A 20,246-nucleotide genomic window follows, 5' to 3' on the forward strand; every position below is an offset into this window, starting at 1 on the left:
AGCACACGGTAAAGGCCATGTCCTCCCTGCTACGCACACTTATCGAGGGAGACGCTCGAACCCCGTGGGTGGGATGTTGTGGTTGAACCGGAACCGGTTTGCCGGGTCCCAGCGATCCTTGGTCGCCACCAAGCGCTCCCAGTCCCGTTCCGTATAGGCGGCCCTCACGCGTTCCGGCGTCGCGCCGTCGAGGGCCAGGAAGTTGATGCACTGGGTACCGCCGGTGTGTGGGTCGACATCGGCGGCGACGCGAGCGAGGTACTTCCCGACCGCCTCTCCCATTTCGGAAGTGAAGTTCCCCCCTAGTCCGTACAGCAGGAACCGGGCGTCGTTGTGCCCCATGGGGTTCAGGCTTTCCGACGGCCGGGAGGCGGCGCCACCGAGGTGGCGAATCTGCAGCTCGATGAGGGGTGAGCCGGACGTCTCGCCACACAGCTCGATGAGCGTCCTGCAGGCCGCCGGCGAGAGATCGGTCAACATCTCCGTGTGATCGTAAGTCGCCACCGGGTCGACCGGGTCCATGCTGAGTGTGTCTGTGCTCCCGTAGGGCATCACACCGATGGTGTCCACGGCAGGCTTCTCGAGTTCCTCCCGCCAGGGACGAAGATTGTCCTCTCCCCGCTGTTCGAGATCGTCACCGGAGTAGCAGAACCTCAACACCGCCCACGACTTTCCACGGATGGAGGCGGGAACCTCCGGGAGGGGCGGGAGGTTCGTGAACGCAAAGGTCGAAGAAACGTCGTCGGGCACGCTCGTCGACCAACAGCTGTACAGGTCCAAGACTTCCGTGGCCCGCGCGATCGGGTAGAAGAGGTTGCCTCCATAGACCTGGCTCACCGGGTACAGGGAAAACTCGAGAGATGTCACGACCCCGAAGTTCCCGTCTCCGCCCTTCAGACCCCAGAACAGGTCGGCGTTTTGCTCGGCACTGGCCGTCACCAGCTCACCGGCCGAGGTAACCACCTCGGCCGACTTGACCGAGTCACAGGCGAGTCCGTACTTGCGTCCGAGCCAGCCGAAGCCACCGCCGAGCGTGTAACCGACGATGCCGACGTCCGACGTCGAGCCCCACAGCCCCGCCAAGCCATGGGCTGCGGCCTTCGGGATCAAATCGGCCCACTTCGCACCCGCACTCACCCGCGCCGTCCGAGTCTCGGGCATGACGTGAACGTCTCGCATGCGTGAAGTGTTCACGAGGACAGAGCCTTCATCGACCGGAGCAGTGATGCCATGGCCGGTGGCCATCACGCCGACCGTGAGATCTTCGTCGCGGGCGAAGCCCACCGCGGACACGATGTCGGCTGCACGCTCTGCCATCACAACGAGCGCCGGGCGCTGCTCAGTGCTCAGATTCCAACCGGTCCGCGCCTGGTCATAGCCCTTATCCGAGACCATATAGACACCACCTTGGACCTCGCCACGCAGTCTTTCGAGCCGCGAGATTGCTCGCCTATTCACGATCTGACTCCATCTCATAAAACGACAATTCCGTCGTTTTCCTTCGAGCGCCTGCATACTTGCCGGCCGCTGCGGCCCTGCGTGGATTCACGTCCCAGGCTCAGTCGCACGACTTTCAAGCACTGGCCTTACTCCAAGACCAGTCGGCTCACATGATCACGCAACTCCACCATGGGCTCCACGGTGCCATAACCGATAGCCGGGCACTGCTGTGGACATTTCCGTCGACCACGCACTCGTACCCTTTTAAACCGAACCCCGAATCGGTCTCGGCTTTGCACTCGGATCACGGGGCACGTTCGACTCGTTCTCCAAGACGGTATCTGGCTTCCCCGCGCGCAGATTCGCGCACGGGGAAGCCAGCCACCCAGGCCCCCGACCGCATCCCGGGTAAGATGAACTCCGCCATGCGGTTCCGCTATTTCTGCGTAACTCATGGCTCACGCTGGAGTTCAGGCGCGGGTAAGTGCCAGCACCGGAATCGTTCGGACTCCGGCCAACTTGTCGACGTAGTCGGCGAAGAACGGGGCCTGGTCGGTTTGCTTCTTCCAGACCCGCTCTCGCTCGGCACCGGTCAACTCCCGGACCGACACCGGATAAGTCGCCGAGGCTGTCTCGACGGTGCCCGTTCCGGCGGCGGTCAGGTTCCGGTACCACTGCGGACTGGTCGGCTGGCCTCCGTTGGTACCGAATACATAGACCGTGTTCGCGTCGTCGGCGTCGACCAGGCACACCACCGGATGCACGTACTCACGGCCGCTGGACCGGCCACGATGATGCAGGATCACCACAGGCACACCTTCGAGATGCCCACCGACCCGGCCGCCGCTAGCGCGAAACTCAGCAATGACCTGTTGGTTCAAATCGATATCGCTCATCGTTGTTTCCTCTCGACTTCGTGTGAGATTGGTTGTGACCGAATTGGTCAGGCACTAACCGGATTCGCCCGGATCTGATGTCTCCCAGCGAATCTGCTGACGTCTCGATGTGTCGATCCGGTCCGAGAACCACCGGCCTGGCGTCGGACAGGCCAGCGGGCGCACGAAGTCGACAGCTCCTGTGATAGGGAGAATCATCTAGACGTTCCTGATCAAGAGATGCACGCCTGAAAAGGCTTGAATCAGCAAATTGTCCGCACCTGTGCAGAACGAGTGCTGCTACGGATGATTACCTACACATCCAGCGAGGGCCGAGCGCACTGCCGTCCATCGAGGCCGACAGCCGACAGGTCAGTGTTCTGTCGCCGCGTCGAAGCTCGGCATCGTCCTCTTCGGACAGAAGAGTGGCACTGCCGCCCGGCAGTCGGTTCATATCGGAGGACAGCCCTACAACAGCTCGATTGCCGGACCCTAGCCGCCGACAGCACAATCCACACCTCGTTCGCCTCCGGCTACTCGCGCGCGAACTCCGACAGGGCGAGCTGGACCTGGGAGCGACATCGTCACGGCCTTCTCCTGGGATCGGATAATAGTTGCTTGGTAAAGCATCTATCCCTGTGGTCTGCTTCGTCAAGCTTCCCGACGGTGTGTGTGACTTATGGGGCAAACTCACTATGATGTTGGTACCGCCTATCCCTAATATGAGGGTGGCTTGGTGCGGCGTCAGTGGCCGCAGCGCCCAAGCGAAACTGGCGCGGGCACCGGACGACAACGCCGACCGCCGGGTCACCGCGGTGCTGCGCTACCTGGACGACAACCGCCGGAAGTAGCGGTTTCTGGCCGCGCCGCCGAGCTGGAGAACCCACCTCGGACACTCCATAACCCGTTGCCCGCCAGCGTGTCGTTCCAGCCAGCTACCCTGTTTTCCGGCCAGCCAGTGGGATTTCGGGTGGCCCGACGTTCTCCTAGGTTCACCTCATGCAATCACAAGAGGACGCTCAGCCCAGGCGGCGCCGCGCCCGCACCGCGCTGAAAGTGGCCGGCATCGTTTCCGTGGCGGCGATCGGCAGTGTCGCTTTCGCCGCAGTGTCCAACTCGTCGGCACAGACGGCACCGCAGTCTCCGAGCACTTCCGGGCTCGCCTGGGGTCCATGTCCGACCGGGGCGCCGGCGCCCCAGCAGTGCGCCGAGCTCGAGGTGCCCCTCGACTATCGGGCGCAGGCGCCGGAAAGCCGGAATATCAAGATCGAGGTTTCCCGTATCCCGGCGGCGAAACCTGAGCGGCGCAAGGGCGTACTGATGCTCAATGGCGGAGGACCGGGCGCCAGCCTCGACGTGCCCACGATGTTCGGCGGGCTGCTGTCCCGGCAGATCCGCGACAGCTACGACCTCGTCGCCTTCGACCCGCGCGGTATCGGGCACAGCACGCCGATCGACTGCGGCCGCCAGGCCGACGAGATGATCCGCGACGAGCAGTTGGAGGTGCTGTCCTTCCCTACAGCCGACGGCTCGATCGACGCCAACGTGGCGTATTCGCACCGGATGGCCGATCAGTGTGCGGCGTTGTCCGGTGATCTGCTGCCGCACCTGACCACCGCCAACATCGCCCGCGACATGGACCGGATCCGTGCGACGCTGGGTGAGCGCACGGTGTCCTACTACGGCATTTCGTGGGGCACCTACCTCGGCTCGATCTACCGCGCGCTGTTCCCGCAGAACGTCGACCGCATGGTGATCGACAGCTCGGTCGACCCGAACGAGCGCGGCTACGAAGACTTCCGCCTCTTCAGCGGCGCGATGGAAGACCGCTGGCCCGACCTGGCCCGCTTCGGGGTCGCGCAGAAGGACGTTGTGCACCTGGGCGACACCGAAGCCGACGTCCGGCGGAACTATCTGGCGATGACCGCCGAGCTCGACCGCACCCCGGTCACCCTTCCCGGGACGAAGGCGCGTATCGACGGCAACTTCATCCGGCTCTTCACCTGGCAGCTGTCCTACAACGACCACAACCTGACCGCGACGGCCGGGGCGCCGGTCTCACAGCTGGCCTCCCTGTGGCGGGCCGGAAGCAACCTCGCGGCGCACAAGGCCACCGACGAGGACCGGAACTACCTCACGACCGTGGCCAACGACTTCATCAACGCCGGCGTCCTGCCGGGCCTGCCGCCCGACAACCTCCTCTCAACGGGCTGGGCGATCAGCTGCGCGGACAAGGCGTGGCCGCGGGACGTGCGGACCTACGCGCACAACACCGCGGCCGACCGGGCCCGCTTCCCCCTGATGGCGGGTGCGCCGGCAAACGTCGCACCGTGCTCATTCTGGTCGACCCAGCCGCGTGACGCGGAGCCGAAGGTGCAGTCGGTCGGCACGCGCAACGTGCTCATCCTGCAGAACCGCCGCGATCCGTCGACCCCGTTGCGCGCCGCCCAGGGCATGAAAAAGGCGATGGGGTCCGATGCCGTCCTGGTCGAGGTCGACGCCGGCGGGCACGGCGTGCTCGTGCACCCGCAACCGAACTCCTGCGCGATCAGCGCGATGAACAAGTACTTCATGACCGGTGAACTGCCCGCTGGCGACCTCACCTGTTCCTGACCCACGGCGTCAGAACGTGCAGGCCACCACCGGGGATCCCAGCGCCCAGGCCGGATGCTGGATCGGGCGGGTGTCGGTGGGTGTCGGTGGACGGCTACAGCGTGCTCGGGTTCTGGGCTTACTCTTCACCTACCGCGTGGACTGGTGTGAGGACGCCGACCTGGTGCTCGGGGTCCACTACCGGCACCCCAGTGGGCAGCTCGGTGATTTCATGATCGACCGTGGGGCTTTCCAAGGACTGGGCGACCCCAGCGCGTGACGTGCAGACGAAACATGACCGGCACCTCGAGAACTGCCCCCCACTGCTGCCGTGCGTGAACTCGGACTTCCCGTACGTGGAGTGGCATCTGACGGCGGGCCGCTTCGGTACCGACTGGGCTGAACCCGGTATCGAGGGCTGACTCGCAGGGGAGGTAGCCCGACTGCGGCCGGGGGCGAGGTCCCCGGCTGCAGTCCGTGTGGTCGCGAGTTACCGCACGGGGCCCAGCGAGAAGCCGCCGTCGGCGACGAGTTCCGAACCGGTGGCGAAACGCACCCGGTCGGAGGCGATGAAGGTGATGAACTCGGCGATCTCGTCGGGCTGTGCCTGGCGGGGAATAGCGAAACTGTCGACGGGAACGAGTTAGTTGGCCTCGGGATCGTTGGCCAGCGGCGTGTCGACGATCCCGGGATGGACGGAGTTGACGCGGATGTTGTCCCGGGCGAGCTCCCCCGCGGCCGCACGCATGAGCCCGCGCAGGGCCCATTTGCTGCTGCTGTAGGCGACGAGGCCGGGCGCGGCGGCGGGGCCCGCGATGGAGTTGACGTTGACGATGCCACCGCCGCCACGCTTGCGCATCGACGGGGGGACGGCCCGGATCCCCAGGAGGGCACCGGTCAGATTGGTCTCGATGACCTTCTGGAATTCGTCGAGCGGAATGGACTCGGTGGTCCCCACGACGAGATAAGCGGCGTTGTTGATGAGCACATCGACGCCGCCGAAGCGGTTCTCGGCCTGCGTGACGGCGTCCGCCCAGTCGGTGTCGCTGGTGACGTCGAGCGTGACGCCCAGCGACTCGCCCTGGGTTTCGTCGGCGAGCTCCTCGCCGCCGCCCGCGAGGAGTTCGCCCGTTACGGTCTGGCCGGCGCACGAGTCGACCGGATGGCGGAGAACGCGAAGGCCAACAAGCGCGCCCTCTATGGGCACTTCGGCACCAAGGAAGAACTCTTCGACTTCGTCGTCGCCCGGAGCCTGCTGGAGTTGGCCGACGCCGCACCCTTCGACGTGGCGGCGATCCGGCGGTACGCCGGCGCCCTGTTCGACATCCTCGAGGAGCGTCCCACGATCCCGTCGGCCTGCTCGCCATGGTCCTGGCGCTGGTCACCAACTGGACCAGCGCCTCGTGGTCCTTGCGCGCGCTCGACGACCGGGCCGATCCGGCCACCCCGCCGGCGGATTTCCGGGCCGGCATGATGACCGCCGTCGAAGCGATCACCACGCCGTAGCTCACCGGTCCGTCAGCGCTGGATGGACTTCGTCTCGAGGAATTCCTCCAGCCCGTACCGGCCGAGCTCCCGGCCGTTGCCGGACTGCCGGTACCCGCCGAAGGGCGCCAGCATGTTGAACTTCGCCCCGTTCACGTCGACCTGGCCGGTCCGCAGCCGGCGGGCGACGGACAGCGCGTGCTCGTCCTCGCCGAACACCGCGCCCGCCAGCCCGTAGATCGTGCTGTTCGCGACCTCGACCGCCTCGTCCTCGGAGGTGTACGGGATCACCGCCAGCACCGGCCCGAAGACCTCTTCCTGGGCGAGCTCGGAGTCCGGCGCCACCCCGGTGAAGATCGACGGCTTCACGTAGGCGCCCGGCTTCAGGTCCTCGAGGCTTTCCGGGCCACCGAACACCAGCTTCGCGCCGTCCGCGATCCCGCGCTCCAGATAACCCGCCACGCGATCTCGTTGTGCCGCCGAAGACATCGGGCCGATCTGCGTCTTCTCGTCCACCGGATCGCCCACGACATACGTCGCGGCGGCGGCGACCAGCATTTCCACGATCTCCGCCTGTTTCGCGGCCGGGACAAGCATGCGGGTCCACGCGTTGCACGACTGGCCGCCGTTCTGCCACGCGGCGCCGAGCCCGGTCTCGACCGCCACGGCCAGATCGGCGGATTCGAGCACGACGTTGGCCGACTTGCCGCCGAGTTCCAGCGCGACCCGCTTCACCGTCTCGGCGGCGACGACCGAGACCCGCTTCCCGGCGCGCGTCGAACCGGTGAACGACACCATGTCCACGCCGGGATGTGCCGCGAGTGCCTCACCGACGACTGGTCCCGTACCGTACACGACGTTATATACCCCGGCCGGGACACCGGCCTCGGCCACCGCCTCCGCGAGGATCGCGGCCGTGCGCGGCGCGACTTCGCTCGGCTTCAGCACCACGGTGTTCCCGGCCAGCACGGCGGGCGCGACCTTCGCGACGATCTGGTGCAACGGATAGTTCCACGGCGTGATCGCGGCGACCACCCCGATCGGCTCCTTCACCACCAGCGAGTTGCCGATCTCCTCCTCCCACGGGAACGTCTCGGCGAGCTCGGCAACCGTGCGCGACGACGCGACCGGCATCCGAGCCTGTACCTTCCGCGAAAAGACGATCGGCGCGCCCATTTCCGTCGTGATCGACGTCGCGATGTCGTCCGCGCGTTCCTTGAGCGCGGCGGATATCCGCCGCACGGCGGCAACCCGTTCGGCCAGCGGCGTGGCCGACCACTCGCGGAACGCGTCTTGTGCCGCGCGGACGGCCGCGTCGACGGTCCCGGCGTCTCCGGCGGGTACCGCGGTCACGACCCGGCCGGTCGCCGGGTCGGCGACCTCGATCGTGCCGTCGTGGGCGGCGACGCGTCGGCCACCGATCCAATGGGTGAGCTCGAGCCGCCCGGCTGCGGTCATCGTCATCCTTTCCTCGGCGAGAAACGCAGATCAGTACACGATCAGGCCACGCAGGTTGCGCCCCGCGTGCAGGTCGTCGAAGCCTTCGGCGACCTGGTCCAGTGAGTAGCGGGTGGTGACCAGCTCCTCGAGCTTGAGCCGCCCTTGCCGCCAGAGTTCCAGCTGGGCGGGGATATCGGCGGTCGGTGCCGACGCTCCGAAAAGCGAGCCCTGCAGCCGCTTCTGGTAGAGCACCAGTTCCATCAGCGGGATGTCGTCCTCGCGGGACCGCACGTCCCCGAGACCGACCACGACGCAGGTGCCGCCCTTGCGGATCGCCCGAACCGCCTGGCCGACATGCGAGCCCAGGGTCACGCCGACCGCGACGATCGCCGAATCCGCCCCCTGGCCGCCTGTGAAGGAGCGGGCGAGTTCGGTGGCCTCGGCGATGTCGGCGACCGCGTGCGTGGCCCCGAACTCGAGCGCCGCCTGGCGTTTGAACCCGACCGGGTCCACCGCGATGACTACCGCCGCGCCGGCCTGCGCGGCCCCCTGCACGGCGTTGATGCCGATCCCGCCGACGCCCATCACGATCACCACCTGCCCGGGCCGGACCTGCGCCGAGTTCACCGCGGCACCCCACCCGGTGCCGACCCCGCATCCGGTCAGGCACGCGATGTCGAGCGGGATGGCGGGATCGATCTTGACCGCCGACGCCGTCGAAACGGTGGTGTACTCGCAGAACGTGGACAGCCCGCACATCTGCCCGACCGGCTGCCCGTCAAGGGAAAGCCGGAACGAGGACGGGTCGTCCCAGCGCGCGTTGGTGCCTAGTGCCGCGCCGAGCTCGCACAGGTTCTGCATGCCGCGCGCGCACCACTGGCACCGCCCGCACACGGGCAGGAACGAGAACACCACGTGATCGCCCTCGGCGAAGCCCGCCGTGCCGGGACCGACCGCGTCCACCACCCCGGCCCCCTCGTGCCCACCGGCGAACGGCAGGATCGCCACCTTCTGGTCGCCCTTCGCGTGGTGGTCATCGGAATGGCATAGCCCGGAGGCCACCATCCGCACCCGGAGTTCCCCGGGGCGCGGATCGTCCACCTCCAGTTCCACCACTTCGAATCGGCCGGGGACTTCGCGCAGTACCGCGCCTCTCGTCAACACTGCAGCGCCACTTTCGCCGGTGACAAGGGAATCAATCCTGCGCGGACAGCGAGGCGGCCCGGGTCAGCACGTCGGCCCTGGCGACGACCTCAGTGCGCAGCGCCGTACCGCAGGAGGGACACAGCAGCTGCCGGAACTCGACGTCTTCGTCGACCACCGGCGGTTCCGGTACCTGCACGTGCGGTCCGGCGAGGGGGACGTCGCCGGTAAGCAGCACGGCCCGGTGCAACGGCGGCTCACCCGGCGCGGCCAGCACGGTCGCGCAGTGGACGCAGGAGAAGGTCCCGCCGGCGTCGTAGCCGACGTTGTCGTCGAAGCGATTCACCGCCGGCTCCCTTCGGGCTGGGGCGACGCGGCGGCGAGCCGCGCGTCCCGGATTTCCTGCCGCTTCGCCAACGTGCCTTCCACGTCGAGCCGGCCGTCGTCCGAGGTCACCACCCCGTACACCGCGGAGGCGGCCACGGCGCTGACCTTCCCGGCCCGGAGATCGGCCTCGACCAGCGCCGGCTCCCGGTGCAGCGGGTCGCCGTATCCACCACCGCCCTGCCACGCCATGTAGTAGGCATCATCCTGCCCCAGATAGGTTTCCAGGTGCGGTGGCATCGGCTCCCGCTCCCCCGCGATCTCGTCGAGACTGGTCGCCATCTGGCCGGCGGCGAACCGGTCCCGCACGTCCGAAGCACGGATCGCCATGTCCAGCTGGGTGTTCGCCGGGTAGCCCCCGGAGATGCCGGACGACTGCGGAACCGCTTTGCCACCACCGGAAACGACCAGGTGCAACGCCGGCGCGGCACTGCGGTGCATGACGAAGCACGATGAACCACCTACGCCGCCACGGTACCGCCCCGGCCCGCCCGAATCCGGCTCCTCCCGCCGCCACAGGTACAGGACCGGATAACTGAACTCGGTCATCTCGACATCGGGAATGCGCCCCATCGGAGCGGCGGCCATTCCGCCGGTGTCGACGCCGTCCTGGTCGGTCCGCGCGCCGAAGCCGCCGGCCATCGCGTCGCCCACCATGCTGACGAACGGCGCGCCGCGTTGGTCGAGCCCGGCGAGCAGGGCGAGATCCCAGGAGCCGAGGCACACCCCGGTGACGTTGGCGCGGCTCTCCTCGCGAGTGTCGAGCATGCCGCCGAGACACTCGGCCACGACGTTCAGGGTCGCCCAGGCCGAGGCCACCGAGCCCTTACTGATGCCGGCCGGGAAGGTGCAGTCGTTGATCGAACCGGGTTCGCTCGTGATGTCGATGCACCGGAACACCCCGGCCGGGGCCCAGGCCATGTCGCCGCACAGCGCGGTGAGGATGACCGGGGTCATGCCCCCGCGCACGCCCGCGTGCGTGCAGTTGATCAGGCCGTCGGCCTGTGGGTCGGTGCCGGTGAAGTCGAAATGCATGCGGTCGCCGCGCTTGGTCAGCTTCAGCCTGATGCGGTAGAGGGTTTCGTCGCCTTCGCGGGCCGAGTCCTGATAGGCGACGGCGGACCACTCACCGTCCGGAATGGACTCGAGCTTGTCGCGCACCCGCCGCTCTGTGTTGTCGAGGATGCGCCGCATGACGGCCTTGACCGTGGTGGCGCCGTAGCGCTCCACCAGCTCGTTCAACCGCTCCTGCGCCATGTGGTTCGCCCCGATCTTGGCGCGCAGATCGAGCCCGACGAGCGCGGGTATCCGGCTACGCCGCAGCCACACATCCTCGATGTCGCTACGCAGCACGCCGCCCTCGACGATCTTCACCGGCGGGGTCGGCAGCGACTCCCAGAAGACGTCGGTGGACTTGACCGACCAGCTGCCGGGCGACACACCACCGAGGTCGACCTGGTGCGCGACCGCACCGGTCCAGGCGAACAGTTCGTCGCCGACGAAGAGAGGCGCGAACAGCGCGGTGTCGTTCTGGTGCAAGCCGCCGCCGACCCACGGGTCGTTGCACAGGAACATGTCGCCGGGACCGATGCCGGGATTGGCGGCCCGGTTCTCGAGCGTCCATTTCACCGCCATGTCCATCGCGGCGCACAGCGCCGTGTTGTACAGGCCTATCTCGACCTCGTCCCCGATCTCGTCCATGATCACGAAGTTGAAGTCGTTGCAGTCGGTCACGATGACCGAACCGGACATCCGCTTGATCGCCTCCCCCATCTCGTGGGTGATCGACTCCAGGCGGTGCCGCACGACTTCGTAGGTGAGCGGATCGACGACGGCAAGGTCCGCCTCGGCCACGTCGTGCAGCCGGACGTGCTCGCCGGCGATTTCGCGGAGCCGGGCGGCGGGGGTGGGCCGGTACGCGAACTTCTCCGACCCGGGAACGGGAGTGACGGGCATGGTCAGTCCTTTCCGGACACAGAGGCGGTGCTGAGTACGAGATTGCCGAGATGGTCCACGGTCGCCCGGGTCCGTTCGGGCACCGCGAGGGTCGTGGTGTCGGCCTCCACCACGGCCGGCCCGCAGAACTCCTGTCCCGCGCGAAGATCGGTGTAGCGGTAGACGTCGACGTCCTGCCAGCCGTCCTCGTGCGCGAGGAACGCCCGGCGGCGGCCGTACGGGCGCGGTTTCCCGTCGCCCCGCCGGGCTGCGGGCAGTTCCGGGCGCACCGGCAGGGTGCCCGTGGCATAGCACCGGTAGGTGATCAGCTGGTGGCCGGCGGCGCGGAATCCGGCCTCCGCCCCGTAAAGCTGGGCGTAGAGCGTGTCGAACCGGTCGGTCACCGCGGTGACGGCGGCGTCGTCGACCGGCCCGGGGGCGACCGGTGTCGCCACCTCCGAAAGCTGCATGCTGTAGCGCACGTCGACTTCCCGGCTGATCTCCACGGTCTCGAACGGAAGGCGCTGCCCGCCCATGCGATCCCTCAGTTCTTTCTCCAGCCCGTCGAACGCGCGCTGCACCGACTCGGCCGGCACCGGGAAGTTCGCCGGGTCGGAGACCTCACCGGAGAGTACGACGTCACTGCTGGCGAGCCCGTAGGCGGAGAACGTGGCGGCGGTGGCGCCCAGCGGGACGACGACCGCTTTCGCGCCGAGGTCGCGCGAGTAGTTCACGCAGTGCACCGGGCCCGCCCCGCCGAAGGAATAGACCACGAAATCGCGCGGGTCGTAGCCGGCGTTCACGACGACGTTGCGCACCAGGTCGGCGGCTTGCGCGTTCTGGATCGCGTAGATCGCCGCGGCGGCGTCCTCGACGTCGAGCCCCAGCGGTTCGCCGATCCTTTCCCGGATCGCCTTCTCCGCGAGCGCACGGTCCAGCCGGCGGCGGCCACCGAGGAAGTTGTCGGGGTTGACGATGCCGAGTACCACATCGGCATCGGTCACGGTGGGCTCGGTGCCGCCGGCGCCGTAGCACGCCGGTCCGGGACGGGCACCCGCGCTGCGCGGCCCCACACGGAGATTGCCGCCGCCGTCGAGCCACGCGATCGCGCCGCCTCCGCTGCCGATGGTGCTGACCTTCACCGTCGGCGTGCTGATCGTGTACTGGTTGAGGATCGTGGTCGTGGACTTGACCGGCTCGCCGTCGACCACCATGCCGACGAGGAACGTGGTCCCGCCGATGTCGGTCGAAATGATGTTCTCGTGTCCCAGCTGCCGGCCGAGGTTCCGGCAGCCGACGAGGCCACCGGTGAGCACGGAGCCGATCGTCGTGATGGCCCGGTCGGGCGCCTCCTCGGCGGTCACCGCGCCACCGGAACCCTGCATCACCAGCAGTGAACCGGCGAATCCGCGTTCGTCGAGCCGCGCCCGCAGCGGCACCAGATAGTCCCGCAGCCGCGGACCCACCTGGGTGCCCATGATGGTGGTGACGTTCCGCGGGTACTCCCGGATGCGCGGGCTGAGTTCACTGGAAAGCCCGACGTAGGCACCGGGGGACTGCTCGTGGATCAGCTCGCGGAGCCGCAACTCGTGCGCGGGGTTCGAAAACGACCACAGGAGCGACACGGCGAACGCCTCGGCGCCGTCGGCGATCAGTTCCGCGATCGCGGCCCGCGCCCGGTCCTCGCCGAGCGGCACCACCACCTGACCGCCGCTGTCGACGCGCTCGGTGATCTCGCGGATCCGGCGCCGTGGCACCAGCGGCTGCGGTTTGGTGTGCCGCGTCATGTTCTTGACGTAGTCGGAATCCCGCCCCGCGTAACGGCCTTCCAGGTTCATAATCATGATCGAGTCGGCGTGCCCGGCCGTGGTCAGGAAACCGACCTCGGCGACGTCGCCGGTGACCAGTGCGTTGAGCGTGGCCGTGGTGCCGTGGCAAATATGCGACGTCTGCCCGAGCAGCGACGCGGTGTCCAGTCCGGCCGCTGCCGCCAGCTCGTCGACGGCGCTGAGCACCCCCTGCTCGAAATCGGGCGGAGTGGAGGGCGACTTCGCCGAGTGCACGCGGCCGTGCTCGTCGGTGGCGAACGCATCCGTGAACGTGCCGCCGACATCGATTCCGATGACGTAGCTCACCGTTGAGCTCCTTTCCGGCCCCGGTGGGACCGCGGGTGTGGGTGGCGCTGTTGGCTCAGACGGCGAACGAGTAGCCGCCGTTGACCGGATAGGTCTGCCCCGTGATCCACGAGGCGGCGTCGGACACGAGAAAGAGCACCAGCCCCGCGACGTCCTGTGGTTGGCCGATCCGCCGGATCACGTACCGGCGCAAGCTCTTCTCGACCTGCGCCGGGTCGGCGTTGAGCGGCGCGACGCCGGGGGTGTCGATCGAGCCGAGCGAGACGCAGTTGACGGTGATCCCGTGGCGCCCGACCGCTTTCGCCAGCCCCCGCGAGAACCCGGCGGCGCCGGCCTTGGCGCCCCCGTACACGGCGAGGTTCGGCTCACCGACGCGGCCCGCGTCGGAAATGGTGGTGACGACCCGGCCCCAGCCGCGGGACACCATGCCCGGCAGCGCGGCTCTGGTCACGTTCAGCACGCCGAAGAAGTTGGTGCCCAGCCACGGTTCCCACTCCTTCGGCCCGGTCTCCCAGAAGGGCGGGGCCGGGACCGTGCCGTCGACGACGGGTCCGGCGTTGCCGGCGTTGTTGACCAGGATGTCCACACCGCCGACCGCGCTGTCGATGCGGTCGATCATTGCCAGTACATCGTCGAATTCGGTGACGTCACAGCGCTCGGCGACGGCGCGGCCACCGTCGGCCTTGATCTCGCCGACGACGGATTCGGCCCGGTCGAGGTGGAAGTCGTTGACGACGACCGTGGCCCCGAACTCGGCGCAGCGGCGGGCGATCTCGCGCCCCACCCCCTGCCCGGCCCCGGTGACCAGGACGGTCCGGCTGGTCAGGTCCAGCAGGTCGGCCGTGGCAGAGGCTGTCATAGTCTGCTCCTTCGAAGGTCGGGCCGGCTCAGGCGTGCAGCTCGGCGATCAGGTCGGCGTACCGGGTGGGCGGTGGCACGTCCCCCGGGATGTAGAAGTTCAGGCGGTCGGCGAGCCCATCGAACCGAGACCGCAGGCCCTTGGCTACTTCGGCTGTGGACCCAACGACGCTCATCGTGCGCACCACCTCGTCGGGCACAAGTGCGGTCATCTCATCCCAACGGCCCTGTTTGGACAGTGGGTGCAGTTCGTCCTGCAGCGCACCCCAGCCGTGCAGTTCCAGCACCGGGCGGTAGGCCAGAGTCGAGGCGTAGAAAGCGATCTGGGCGCGCGATGCCTCGAACTCCGCATCATCGGTGGCGATGAGCGTCGACACGGCGATCTCCACCGCGTCCGCGGGGCGGCCGGCCGCCTCCTGACCGGCCCGCACCGCCGGCACCACGACCTCGCGCAGGTAGCGCTCCGTGGTGAAGGCGTGCGGGAACAGCCCGTCGGCCACCTCCCCCGCGACCTGCAGCATCCGTGGCCCGACCCCGGCGAGGAACACCTTCGGCGGCCCGTACGGGTTCCGGGTCGGCGACATCATCGGCGCCATCAGGGTGTGCTGGTAGAACTCGCCCCGGAAATCGAGCGATTCACCGGTGTCCCAGGTGTGCCAGATCGCCCGCAGCGCCGACACGAACTCCTTCATCCGCGCCGCCGGATGACCCCATGGCATCCCGTATCGCCGCTCTACGTGTGCCCGGATCTGGCTGCCCAGCCCGAGAATGAACCGTCCTTTCGAGAACCGCTGCAAGTGGTAGGCCGGGTAGGCCACGGTCATCGGGGTACGGGCGAACGCCACAGCCACCGCAGGCCCCAGGCCAACCCGGTCCGTCCGCGCGGCGGCCAGCGCGAGCCCGGGGAACGGGTCCTCCTCGATCTCGGCGTTGAGGATCCCGTCGGCGCCCAACTCCTCGGCCACGTGAGCGTCCTCGCCGATGACCTCAAGTGCGTTGCGCACCCGGACGTCGATCCGCATCCAACCTCCTCGGCTGTGTTATCCGGTGTCCTTAGTGGACTTGCCGGTCGAGGCCGGCCCAGTACGGGGCCCGCAGGGCCTTCTTGTCGATCTTTCCGACCGGCGTGGTCGGCAGGGTCTCCACGACCTCGATCACCTTGGGTGTGTAGTGCGGCCCTTTGCGCTTGCGCACCAGCGCTTTCAGCTCGCCTACGTCCACCGCGGCGCCTTCCCGCGCGGTGACGATCGCGCGGACGGCCTCACCCCAGCGCTCGTCCGGGGTGCCGATCACCGCGGCCGCCGCCAGCGCCGGATGTTCCATGAGGACGTCCTCGACCTCACGCGGATAGACGTTGAACCCGCCGGAGATGATCATGTCCTTGGACCGGTCGACGAGGTACAGATATCCCTCGTCATCGCGGTAGCCGAGGTCACCGGTGTAGAGCCAGCCGTGCTTGAGTACCTGCGCGGTCAGTTCGGGCCGGCGCCAGTAGCCGCGCATCACGCCGCGCGCCCGCACGCAGATCTCGCCGATTTCCCCGTGCGGCACTTCGTTTCCGTCCGGGTCGAGGATCGCCGTTCGCACCCCGATCGCGGTGCGGCCGCAGGAATTCAGCAGTTCCGGCCGGCGCCCGCCGGGGTCGTGATCGGACGGTTCGAGCACGGCGATCGGGCCGCCCGCTTCGGAACACGCGTAGCCCTGCCACAGCACCGGGCCCATCCGCTCCCACGCTTCGGCGATCCGGCTGCGCGACATCGGCGCGGCGCCGTAGAGCAAGGTCCGCATGGACGACAGGTCGTGGCGGCCGGACCCCATCGTGTCCAGCACCGCGGAAACCATGGTGGGCACCATCAGCGCGATGTTGATCCGCTCCGCCTCGACGGTGGCCAGCCACGCCTCGGGATCGAAACCGGAGTGCAGCACCACGGTTCCCCCGCGCAATAGCGTCGGCAGGATCGTCAGCAACGCGGCGTGGGTGATGGGCGACGAGGCCAGGTAACGCGGATTTTCCGGCACGCCATAGGAAGTCAGCCAGATCTGTGCCTGCGCGGCGCAGGCCCGCTGGGTGTTGGGCACGCCTTTCGGCTCGCCCGTGGTGCCGCCGGTGAACTGCAACCACGCGACGTCCTCGAGCGTCGCCGCGCCAGGCATGAGCCGCGCGGGGGACCGCTTTCCGGCCAGGGCAAGCAGGTCCTCGCCGAGCTCGCTGGGTCCGAGGGTCAGCACGTGCTCGATCCCGGGCGACCGTTCGGCCACCGCGGCGGCGACCGCCGCGAAATCGGGGTGCACCACGAGCAGGCGGATCTCGGCGTCCGCACACACCCGCACGTGATCATCGATGGAGCCGAGCGGGTGCAGGCCGCTGTACCGCCCGCCGAGCAAGTAGGTGGCAGCCTGCACCATCCACGTCTCGGGCAGGTTCCCGCTCAGCGTCGCCACCCCGGCACCGGGCTCGATCCGGTGCTCGGCGAGCACCTGCTGGAGCCGGCTCGTCAGATCCGCCGTCTGTGCGTAGCTCAGCCGCCGCGCGCCGTGCACGAACGCCTCGCGCCTGGGGTGGCGGCTCAGGGCGTCGACGATCAGTTCGCAGTAGGTCGGCCCGCGACTCGCATCCGTCAACACGGAACGCCCCTTTCGTGTGGACACCGGTGTCCTACTTTTCGGAGAAGGCTGGGCGGCGCTTCTCGAAGAATGCTGTGAGTCCTTCGGCGAAGTCGGCCGATTCCTCGTGGGCCGCCGAGTGCTGTAGCTCCATCCGCAGGCCCTCCGCGAGTGGCGCGTCGAGCCCGTCGGCGACGAGCTCCTTCATCCGGCGCAGCCCGTAGACGCTCTTGCGAGCGATCTTCTCGACCAGCTCGTGGACAGTCTCATCGAGACGGTCGCCGGGCACCACCTCGTTCACCAGATCCGTGCCCAGAAAATCCCGTGCGGGCAGCGATTCCCCGGTGAACAGCAGGTATTTCGCGCGAGCGGGGCCGACCCGGCGCGGCAGCCGGATCGAGCCACCACCCCCGGGCAGCAGGCCGTAGTTCGCATGAGCGTCGCCGAACCGGGCGGACTCGGCGGCCACCACCAGATCGGCGCAGAGCACCAGCTCCAGCCCGCCCGCGACGGCGAGCCCTTGGACGGCGGCGATCACCGGCAACTCGAACCCCTCGATCCGGCTCAGCACCTCGCCGGCCGCCTGGAGGAACTGCTGGTGCCCGCTCGTGCGCGTGCCGGGTGCCGGAGCGGTGATCGCCTTGACGTACTTGAGGTCCGCTCCCGCGCAGAACACCTCACCGACCGCCGCGAGGACGACCGCCCGGATGCCGGGCTCGGTCGCCGCGCGGTCGAGCCCGGCATCGAGGCCGGCGAGGATTTCCGGCGAGATGCCGTTGAGCGCCTCGGGCCGGTTGAGCCGCAACCACAACGCGCTCCCCCGACGTTCGATCAGGACGGCGTCGCCGGTCTCGTTCGCCCCGCTCATGCGGCGTCCTTGCCGAGGATCGTGACGACGCAGATACCCGGGTCCGGATGCACGTAACCGCCCGAGTTCTCCGCCAGCGCGATCCGGGCGCCCTCGACCTGCCGCTCCCCCGCCCGGCCACGCAACTGCGTGACCAGCTCGAACAGCTGCGCACACCCGGTGGCGCCGACCGGGTGACCGCGGGAGACGAGCCCGCCGCTGGGGTTGACCGGCACCCGGCCGCCCAGCGCGACCGTGCCGGAGGCGAGCAGCTTCGCGCCGTCGCCGGGGCCGCACAGCCCCAGCTTCTCGTACATGATCATCTCTTTCGACGACGCCGCGTCGTGGACCTCGACGACATCCAGGTCTTCGGGGCCGACACCGGCGATTTCGTAGGCCGCGCGGGAGGCTTCGACTTCCGGAGACGTGTCGCCCCCGCCGGGAACCCCGGACCGCAGTACCGAGGCGCGAACGCGGACCGCGTCCGGCCGGGCCGGCGACACGTCCGCCGCCTGCAGCACGACCGCCGCAGCACCGTCGGCGATCGGTGCGCACATCGTGACCGTCAGTGGATCGGCGATCACCCGGCCCTCGAGGATCTGCTCACGGGTTAGGGCCTTGCGGTACTGGGCATTAGGGTTCAGCGCGCCGGCGGCCGAGTTCTTTACCGCGACGTCCGCGAAATCCTCTTTGGTGGCCCCGGACCGCGCCATGTACTGGCGCGTCACCCAGGAATACATGGCCATGTAGAAGGATTCCGGCGGCTCGTCCGAACCGGTCAGCTCCTTCGCGATCTCCGGCACCCGCGTGAGATCGGTCCCGGAAAGCATGGCGTCCAGCACTTCCCGGGTGGACCTGCCGCTGAGCTTCTCCGAACCGGCGACGACCGCGGTGTCGTACTGGCCGGACCGGATCAGCCCGAGCGCGACGTGAAACGCCGAAGAAGACGAACCGCACGCATTCTCGATATTGATCACCGGAGTGGTCCCGAAATCCGGCCCGCCGAGCGCGACCTGCCCACGCATCGAATGCTGGCCGGTCATCGCGCCTTCCAGGGAGTTCCCGTGCACGATCACCCCGACCGCGGCGGGTGCGACATCCGCATCGGCCAGCGCCGCGGTAACCGCCGCGCGACTCAGTCCCGCCATCGTGGCGTCCGGAAACTTCCCGAACCGGGTCATGCCGACACCAACAATGTTCACATCGCGCATTACCAACTCCATTGGTGAGCTCCCGCGCGCAGCACGGACCGGAGAGACGGGAAACCTGCCTCGCGCCGAACCCGTCGCCGAGCGCTGAATCCGACCGACTAGTCGGACGAAATCCGACCGACTAGTCGGACAGTATCAGTGAGCCTGACCACAGTCAACAAGCCTTTGAGCTGCACCGATGTCAAGAAAGGCGACATCGTGCGCACCCCACCCGTGTTCGCGCGATGCGGAAAGCCTGCATCTCGACGAGGCTGCTAAGCTCTCGGTATGGCTGAGAGGCGCTCCACGGGCACTGCAGACGTCAAGGTGTTCGCACCGGGCGGCAAGGGCGAGCGCAGACGGCGCGAGATCCTCGACAATGCGGCGAAGCTGATCAGCAAGGTCGGCTACTCGAACGCCTCGCTCGAAGACATCGCCGCGGCCAACAAGATCAGCAAATCAGCGCTGTACCACTACTTCCGCAGCCGGGACGAGATCCTCTTCGCGATGCACGAAGTACTGGCCGACGATTTCCTCGAGCACGCGAAGACGGTGGAGGAAGCGGGCGGCTCGGCGGTCGAAATGCTGAGCGCGGCGATCCGCAAAATGGTCGTCGCGAACGAGTCGATCCCCGGGTATGTCCAGGCGTTCTTCGATCACTACCGCGAACTGCCGCCCCGATTCCGGCGGCGCGCACACGCCCGCAGTGACGAGTACACCCGTTTCGTCGAGGGAATCCTCGAAAAGGGCGTGGCAAACGGCGAATTCCGCCCGCTGCCGGTGCACGCCACGGCGCTCGCGATCTTCGGTATGTGCAACTGGACGAATAGGTGGTTCCGCCCCAGCGGGCCGATGTCGGGCACCGCGATAGCGGACGCATGGACCGATCTGGTACTGGGCGGCCTCCGCTCCGGCGACCGTGCACCGGCCGCCGGAGCGTGATCAGGCCGCGCTTTTCGTCGCTACGTAGTAGACGTTGACCGGAGTTCCTTCGACCGAACTTCGACCTCGGCGAAGTCCTGGCTACCATCGAACCGAAAGGCTCAAGCACGCAGTCGGCACTGAGTCTGTAGTCCGCCGACCCCGACCCCGAACTGCGTAGCCCCCAGCCCAGGACGTCACTACCGGCCAGGCTGGCTACGACGATCTTCCCTGCGAGCATGGACCACAGGTGCGTAACGGCTCGGCCGGGAACACCAGCAGTTGCAGCGACGATAAGCACCGTCGCGCCGAGGATCGTCACGATCATCACAAAGAGCTGAACGCCCAATACATGTCATTCATTTTCGTTTCAACTTCTATTTGCCAGCCACTCTTG

The 20,246-nt window shown here is 68.0% G+C and carries 17 protein-coding genes and 1 pseudogene; 5 read left to right on the forward strand and 13 right to left on the reverse strand.

Features of this window, described 5'->3' with window-relative positions; all coding sequences use genetic code 11:
* Positions 1–39: 39 nt before the first annotated feature.
* Positions 40–1,515, reverse strand: coding sequence for an FAD-binding oxidoreductase (locus GKO32_RS15935; protein ID WP_154757653.1), 1,476 nt, complete (start codon positions 1,513–1,515; stop codon positions 40–42).
* A gap of 395 nt (positions 1,516–1,910) precedes the next feature.
* Positions 1,911–2,336, reverse strand: a complete 426-nt coding sequence (locus GKO32_RS15940) for a nitroreductase/quinone reductase family protein (protein WP_154757654.1) — start codon at positions 2,334–2,336, stop codon at positions 1,911–1,913.
* A 701-nt stretch (positions 2,337–3,037) separates the two neighbouring features.
* Between GKO32_RS15940 and GKO32_RS39830 the strand changes: the two genes are divergently transcribed.
* From GKO32_RS39830 to GKO32_RS15955, 3 genes are all read left to right on the forward strand, one after another.
* A complete protein-coding gene (locus tag GKO32_RS39830) occupies positions 3,038–3,166 on the forward strand; it encodes a hypothetical protein (RefSeq protein WP_281353860.1) in 129 nt (42 codons plus the stop codon).
* A 148-nt stretch (positions 3,167–3,314) separates the two neighbouring features.
* Positions 3,315–4,928, forward strand: a complete 1,614-nt coding sequence (locus GKO32_RS15950) for an alpha/beta hydrolase (RefSeq protein ID WP_154757655.1) — start codon at positions 3,315–3,317, stop codon at positions 4,926–4,928.
* A gap of 16 nt (positions 4,929–4,944) precedes the next feature.
* On the forward strand, positions 4,945–5,187 hold the full coding sequence (locus GKO32_RS15955) for a hypothetical protein (protein ID WP_154757656.1): 243 nt from the start codon (positions 4,945–4,947) through the stop codon (positions 5,185–5,187).
* A 210-nt stretch (positions 5,188–5,397) separates the two neighbouring features.
* Here the strand turns inward: GKO32_RS15955 and GKO32_RS39085 are convergent.
* Positions 5,398–5,979 (reverse strand): annotated as a pseudogene (locus GKO32_RS39085) (SDR family NAD(P)-dependent oxidoreductase).
* Between the two features lie 293 nt (positions 5,980–6,272).
* Here GKO32_RS39085 and GKO32_RS39095 point away from each other — a divergent pair.
* Positions 6,273–6,413 (forward strand): hypothetical protein, encoded by a 141-nt coding sequence (locus GKO32_RS39095; RefSeq protein ID WP_246243854.1) that lies wholly within the window; start codon positions 6,273–6,275, stop codon positions 6,411–6,413.
* A 12-nt stretch (positions 6,414–6,425) separates the two neighbouring features.
* Here GKO32_RS39095 and GKO32_RS15975 read toward each other — a convergent pair whose 3' ends face one another.
* From GKO32_RS15975 to GKO32_RS16020, 10 genes are read right to left on the reverse strand one after another with little or no spacing between them, the layout of a single operon-like run.
* Entirely contained in the window at positions 6,426–7,850 is a 1,425-nt protein-coding gene (locus GKO32_RS15975; protein ID WP_154757658.1) for an aldehyde dehydrogenase family protein, read from the reverse strand.
* 30 nt (positions 7,851–7,880) lie between these two features.
* Positions 7,881–8,996 carry an NDMA-dependent alcohol dehydrogenase gene (locus GKO32_RS15980; RefSeq protein WP_312867990.1) on the reverse strand — a complete coding sequence of 372 codons (1,116 nt, stop codon included), beginning with the start codon at positions 8,994–8,996 and terminating at the stop codon, positions 7,881–7,883.
* A 31-nt stretch (positions 8,997–9,027) separates the two neighbouring features.
* Positions 9,028–9,321 carry a hypothetical protein gene (locus GKO32_RS39100; RefSeq protein ID WP_154757659.1) on the reverse strand — a complete coding sequence of 98 codons (294 nt, stop codon included), beginning with the start codon at positions 9,319–9,321 and terminating at the stop codon, positions 9,028–9,030.
* Entirely contained in the window at positions 9,318–11,315 is a 1,998-nt protein-coding gene (locus GKO32_RS15990; protein WP_154757660.1) for a hydantoinase B/oxoprolinase family protein, read from the reverse strand. The genes GKO32_RS39100 and GKO32_RS15990 overlap by 4 nt, the downstream gene beginning before the upstream one ends.
* A 2-nt stretch (positions 11,316–11,317) precedes the next feature.
* A complete protein-coding gene (locus GKO32_RS15995) occupies positions 11,318–13,429 on the reverse strand; it encodes a hydantoinase/oxoprolinase family protein (protein ID WP_312867991.1) in 2,112 nt (703 codons plus the stop codon).
* A 55-nt stretch (positions 13,430–13,484) separates the two neighbouring features.
* Complete coding sequence (locus GKO32_RS16000) at positions 13,485–14,288, reverse strand: SDR family NAD(P)-dependent oxidoreductase (protein ID WP_154757661.1); 804 nt, start codon at positions 14,286–14,288, stop codon at positions 13,485–13,487.
* 28 nt (positions 14,289–14,316) lie between these two features.
* A complete protein-coding gene (locus GKO32_RS16005) occupies positions 14,317–15,309 on the reverse strand; it encodes a TIGR03617 family F420-dependent LLM class oxidoreductase (RefSeq protein WP_154757662.1) in 993 nt (330 codons plus the stop codon).
* A gap of 31 nt (positions 15,310–15,340) precedes the next feature.
* Positions 15,341–16,912 (reverse strand): AMP-binding protein, encoded by a 1,572-nt coding sequence (locus tag GKO32_RS16010; RefSeq protein WP_312867992.1) that lies wholly within the window; start codon positions 16,910–16,912, stop codon positions 15,341–15,343.
* Positions 16,913–16,943: 31 nt separating this feature from the next.
* On the reverse strand, positions 16,944–17,759 hold the full coding sequence (locus GKO32_RS16015; RefSeq protein WP_154757663.1) for an enoyl-CoA hydratase/isomerase family protein: 816 nt from the start codon (positions 17,757–17,759) through the stop codon (positions 16,944–16,946).
* Positions 17,756–18,949: a thiolase family protein gene (locus GKO32_RS16020; protein ID WP_154757664.1), complete on the reverse strand. Its 1,194-nt coding sequence runs from the start codon at positions 18,947–18,949 to the stop codon at positions 17,756–17,758. Before GKO32_RS16020 ends, GKO32_RS16015 begins: the two co-directional genes overlap by 4 nt.
* Positions 18,950–19,216: 267 nt before the next feature.
* On the opposite strand from GKO32_RS16020, the gene GKO32_RS16025 reads away from it, so the two are divergent.
* Complete coding sequence (locus tag GKO32_RS16025) at positions 19,217–19,870, forward strand: TetR/AcrR family transcriptional regulator (protein ID WP_154757665.1); 654 nt, start codon at positions 19,217–19,219, stop codon at positions 19,868–19,870.
* The last annotated feature ends 376 nt before the right edge of the window (positions 19,871–20,246 follow it).

The organism is Amycolatopsis pithecellobii, from assembly GCF_009707865.1.
Taxonomy (GTDB): Bacteria; Actinomycetota; Actinomycetes; order Mycobacteriales; family Pseudonocardiaceae; genus Amycolatopsis_E; species Amycolatopsis_E pithecellobii.

Excerpts from the sequence above, each read along its gene's own strand:
- GKO32_RS15935 (WP_154757653.1), bottom strand. The coding sequence starts at position 1,515 with ATGCAGGCGCTCGAAGGAAAACGACGGAATTGTCGTTTTATGAGATGG.
- GKO32_RS15940 (WP_154757654.1), bottom strand. The coding sequence starts at position 2,336 with ATGAGCGATATCGATTTGAACCAACAGGTCATTGCTGAGTTTCGCGCT.
- GKO32_RS39830 (WP_281353860.1), top strand. The coding sequence starts at position 3,038 with ATGAGGGTGGCTTGGTGCGGCGTCAGTGGCCGCAGCGCCCAAGCGAAA.
- GKO32_RS15950 (WP_154757655.1), top strand. The coding sequence starts at position 3,315 with ATGCAATCACAAGAGGACGCTCAGCCCAGGCGGCGCCGCGCCCGCACC.
- GKO32_RS39095 (WP_246243854.1), top strand. The coding sequence starts at position 6,273 with ATGGTCCTGGCGCTGGTCACCAACTGGACCAGCGCCTCGTGGTCCTTG.
- GKO32_RS15975 (WP_154757658.1), bottom strand. The coding sequence starts at position 7,850 with ATGACCGCAGCCGGGCGGCTCGAGCTCACCCATTGGATCGGTGGCCGA.
- GKO32_RS15990 (WP_154757660.1), bottom strand. The coding sequence starts at position 11,315 with ATGCCCGTCACTCCCGTTCCCGGGTCGGAGAAGTTCGCGTACCGGCCC.
- GKO32_RS16000 (WP_154757661.1), bottom strand. The coding sequence starts at position 14,288 with ATGACAGCCTCTGCCACGGCCGACCTGCTGGACCTGACCAGCCGGACC.
- GKO32_RS16005 (WP_154757662.1), bottom strand. The coding sequence starts at position 15,309 with ATGCGGATCGACGTCCGGGTGCGCAACGCACTTGAGGTCATCGGCGAG.
- GKO32_RS16015 (WP_154757663.1), bottom strand. The coding sequence starts at position 17,759 with ATGAGCGGGGCGAACGAGACCGGCGACGCCGTCCTGATCGAACGTCGG.
- GKO32_RS16020 (WP_154757664.1), bottom strand. The coding sequence starts at position 18,949 with ATGCGCGATGTGAACATTGTTGGTGTCGGCATGACCCGGTTCGGGAAG.
- GKO32_RS16025 (WP_154757665.1), top strand. The coding sequence starts at position 19,217 with ATGGCTGAGAGGCGCTCCACGGGCACTGCAGACGTCAAGGTGTTCGCA.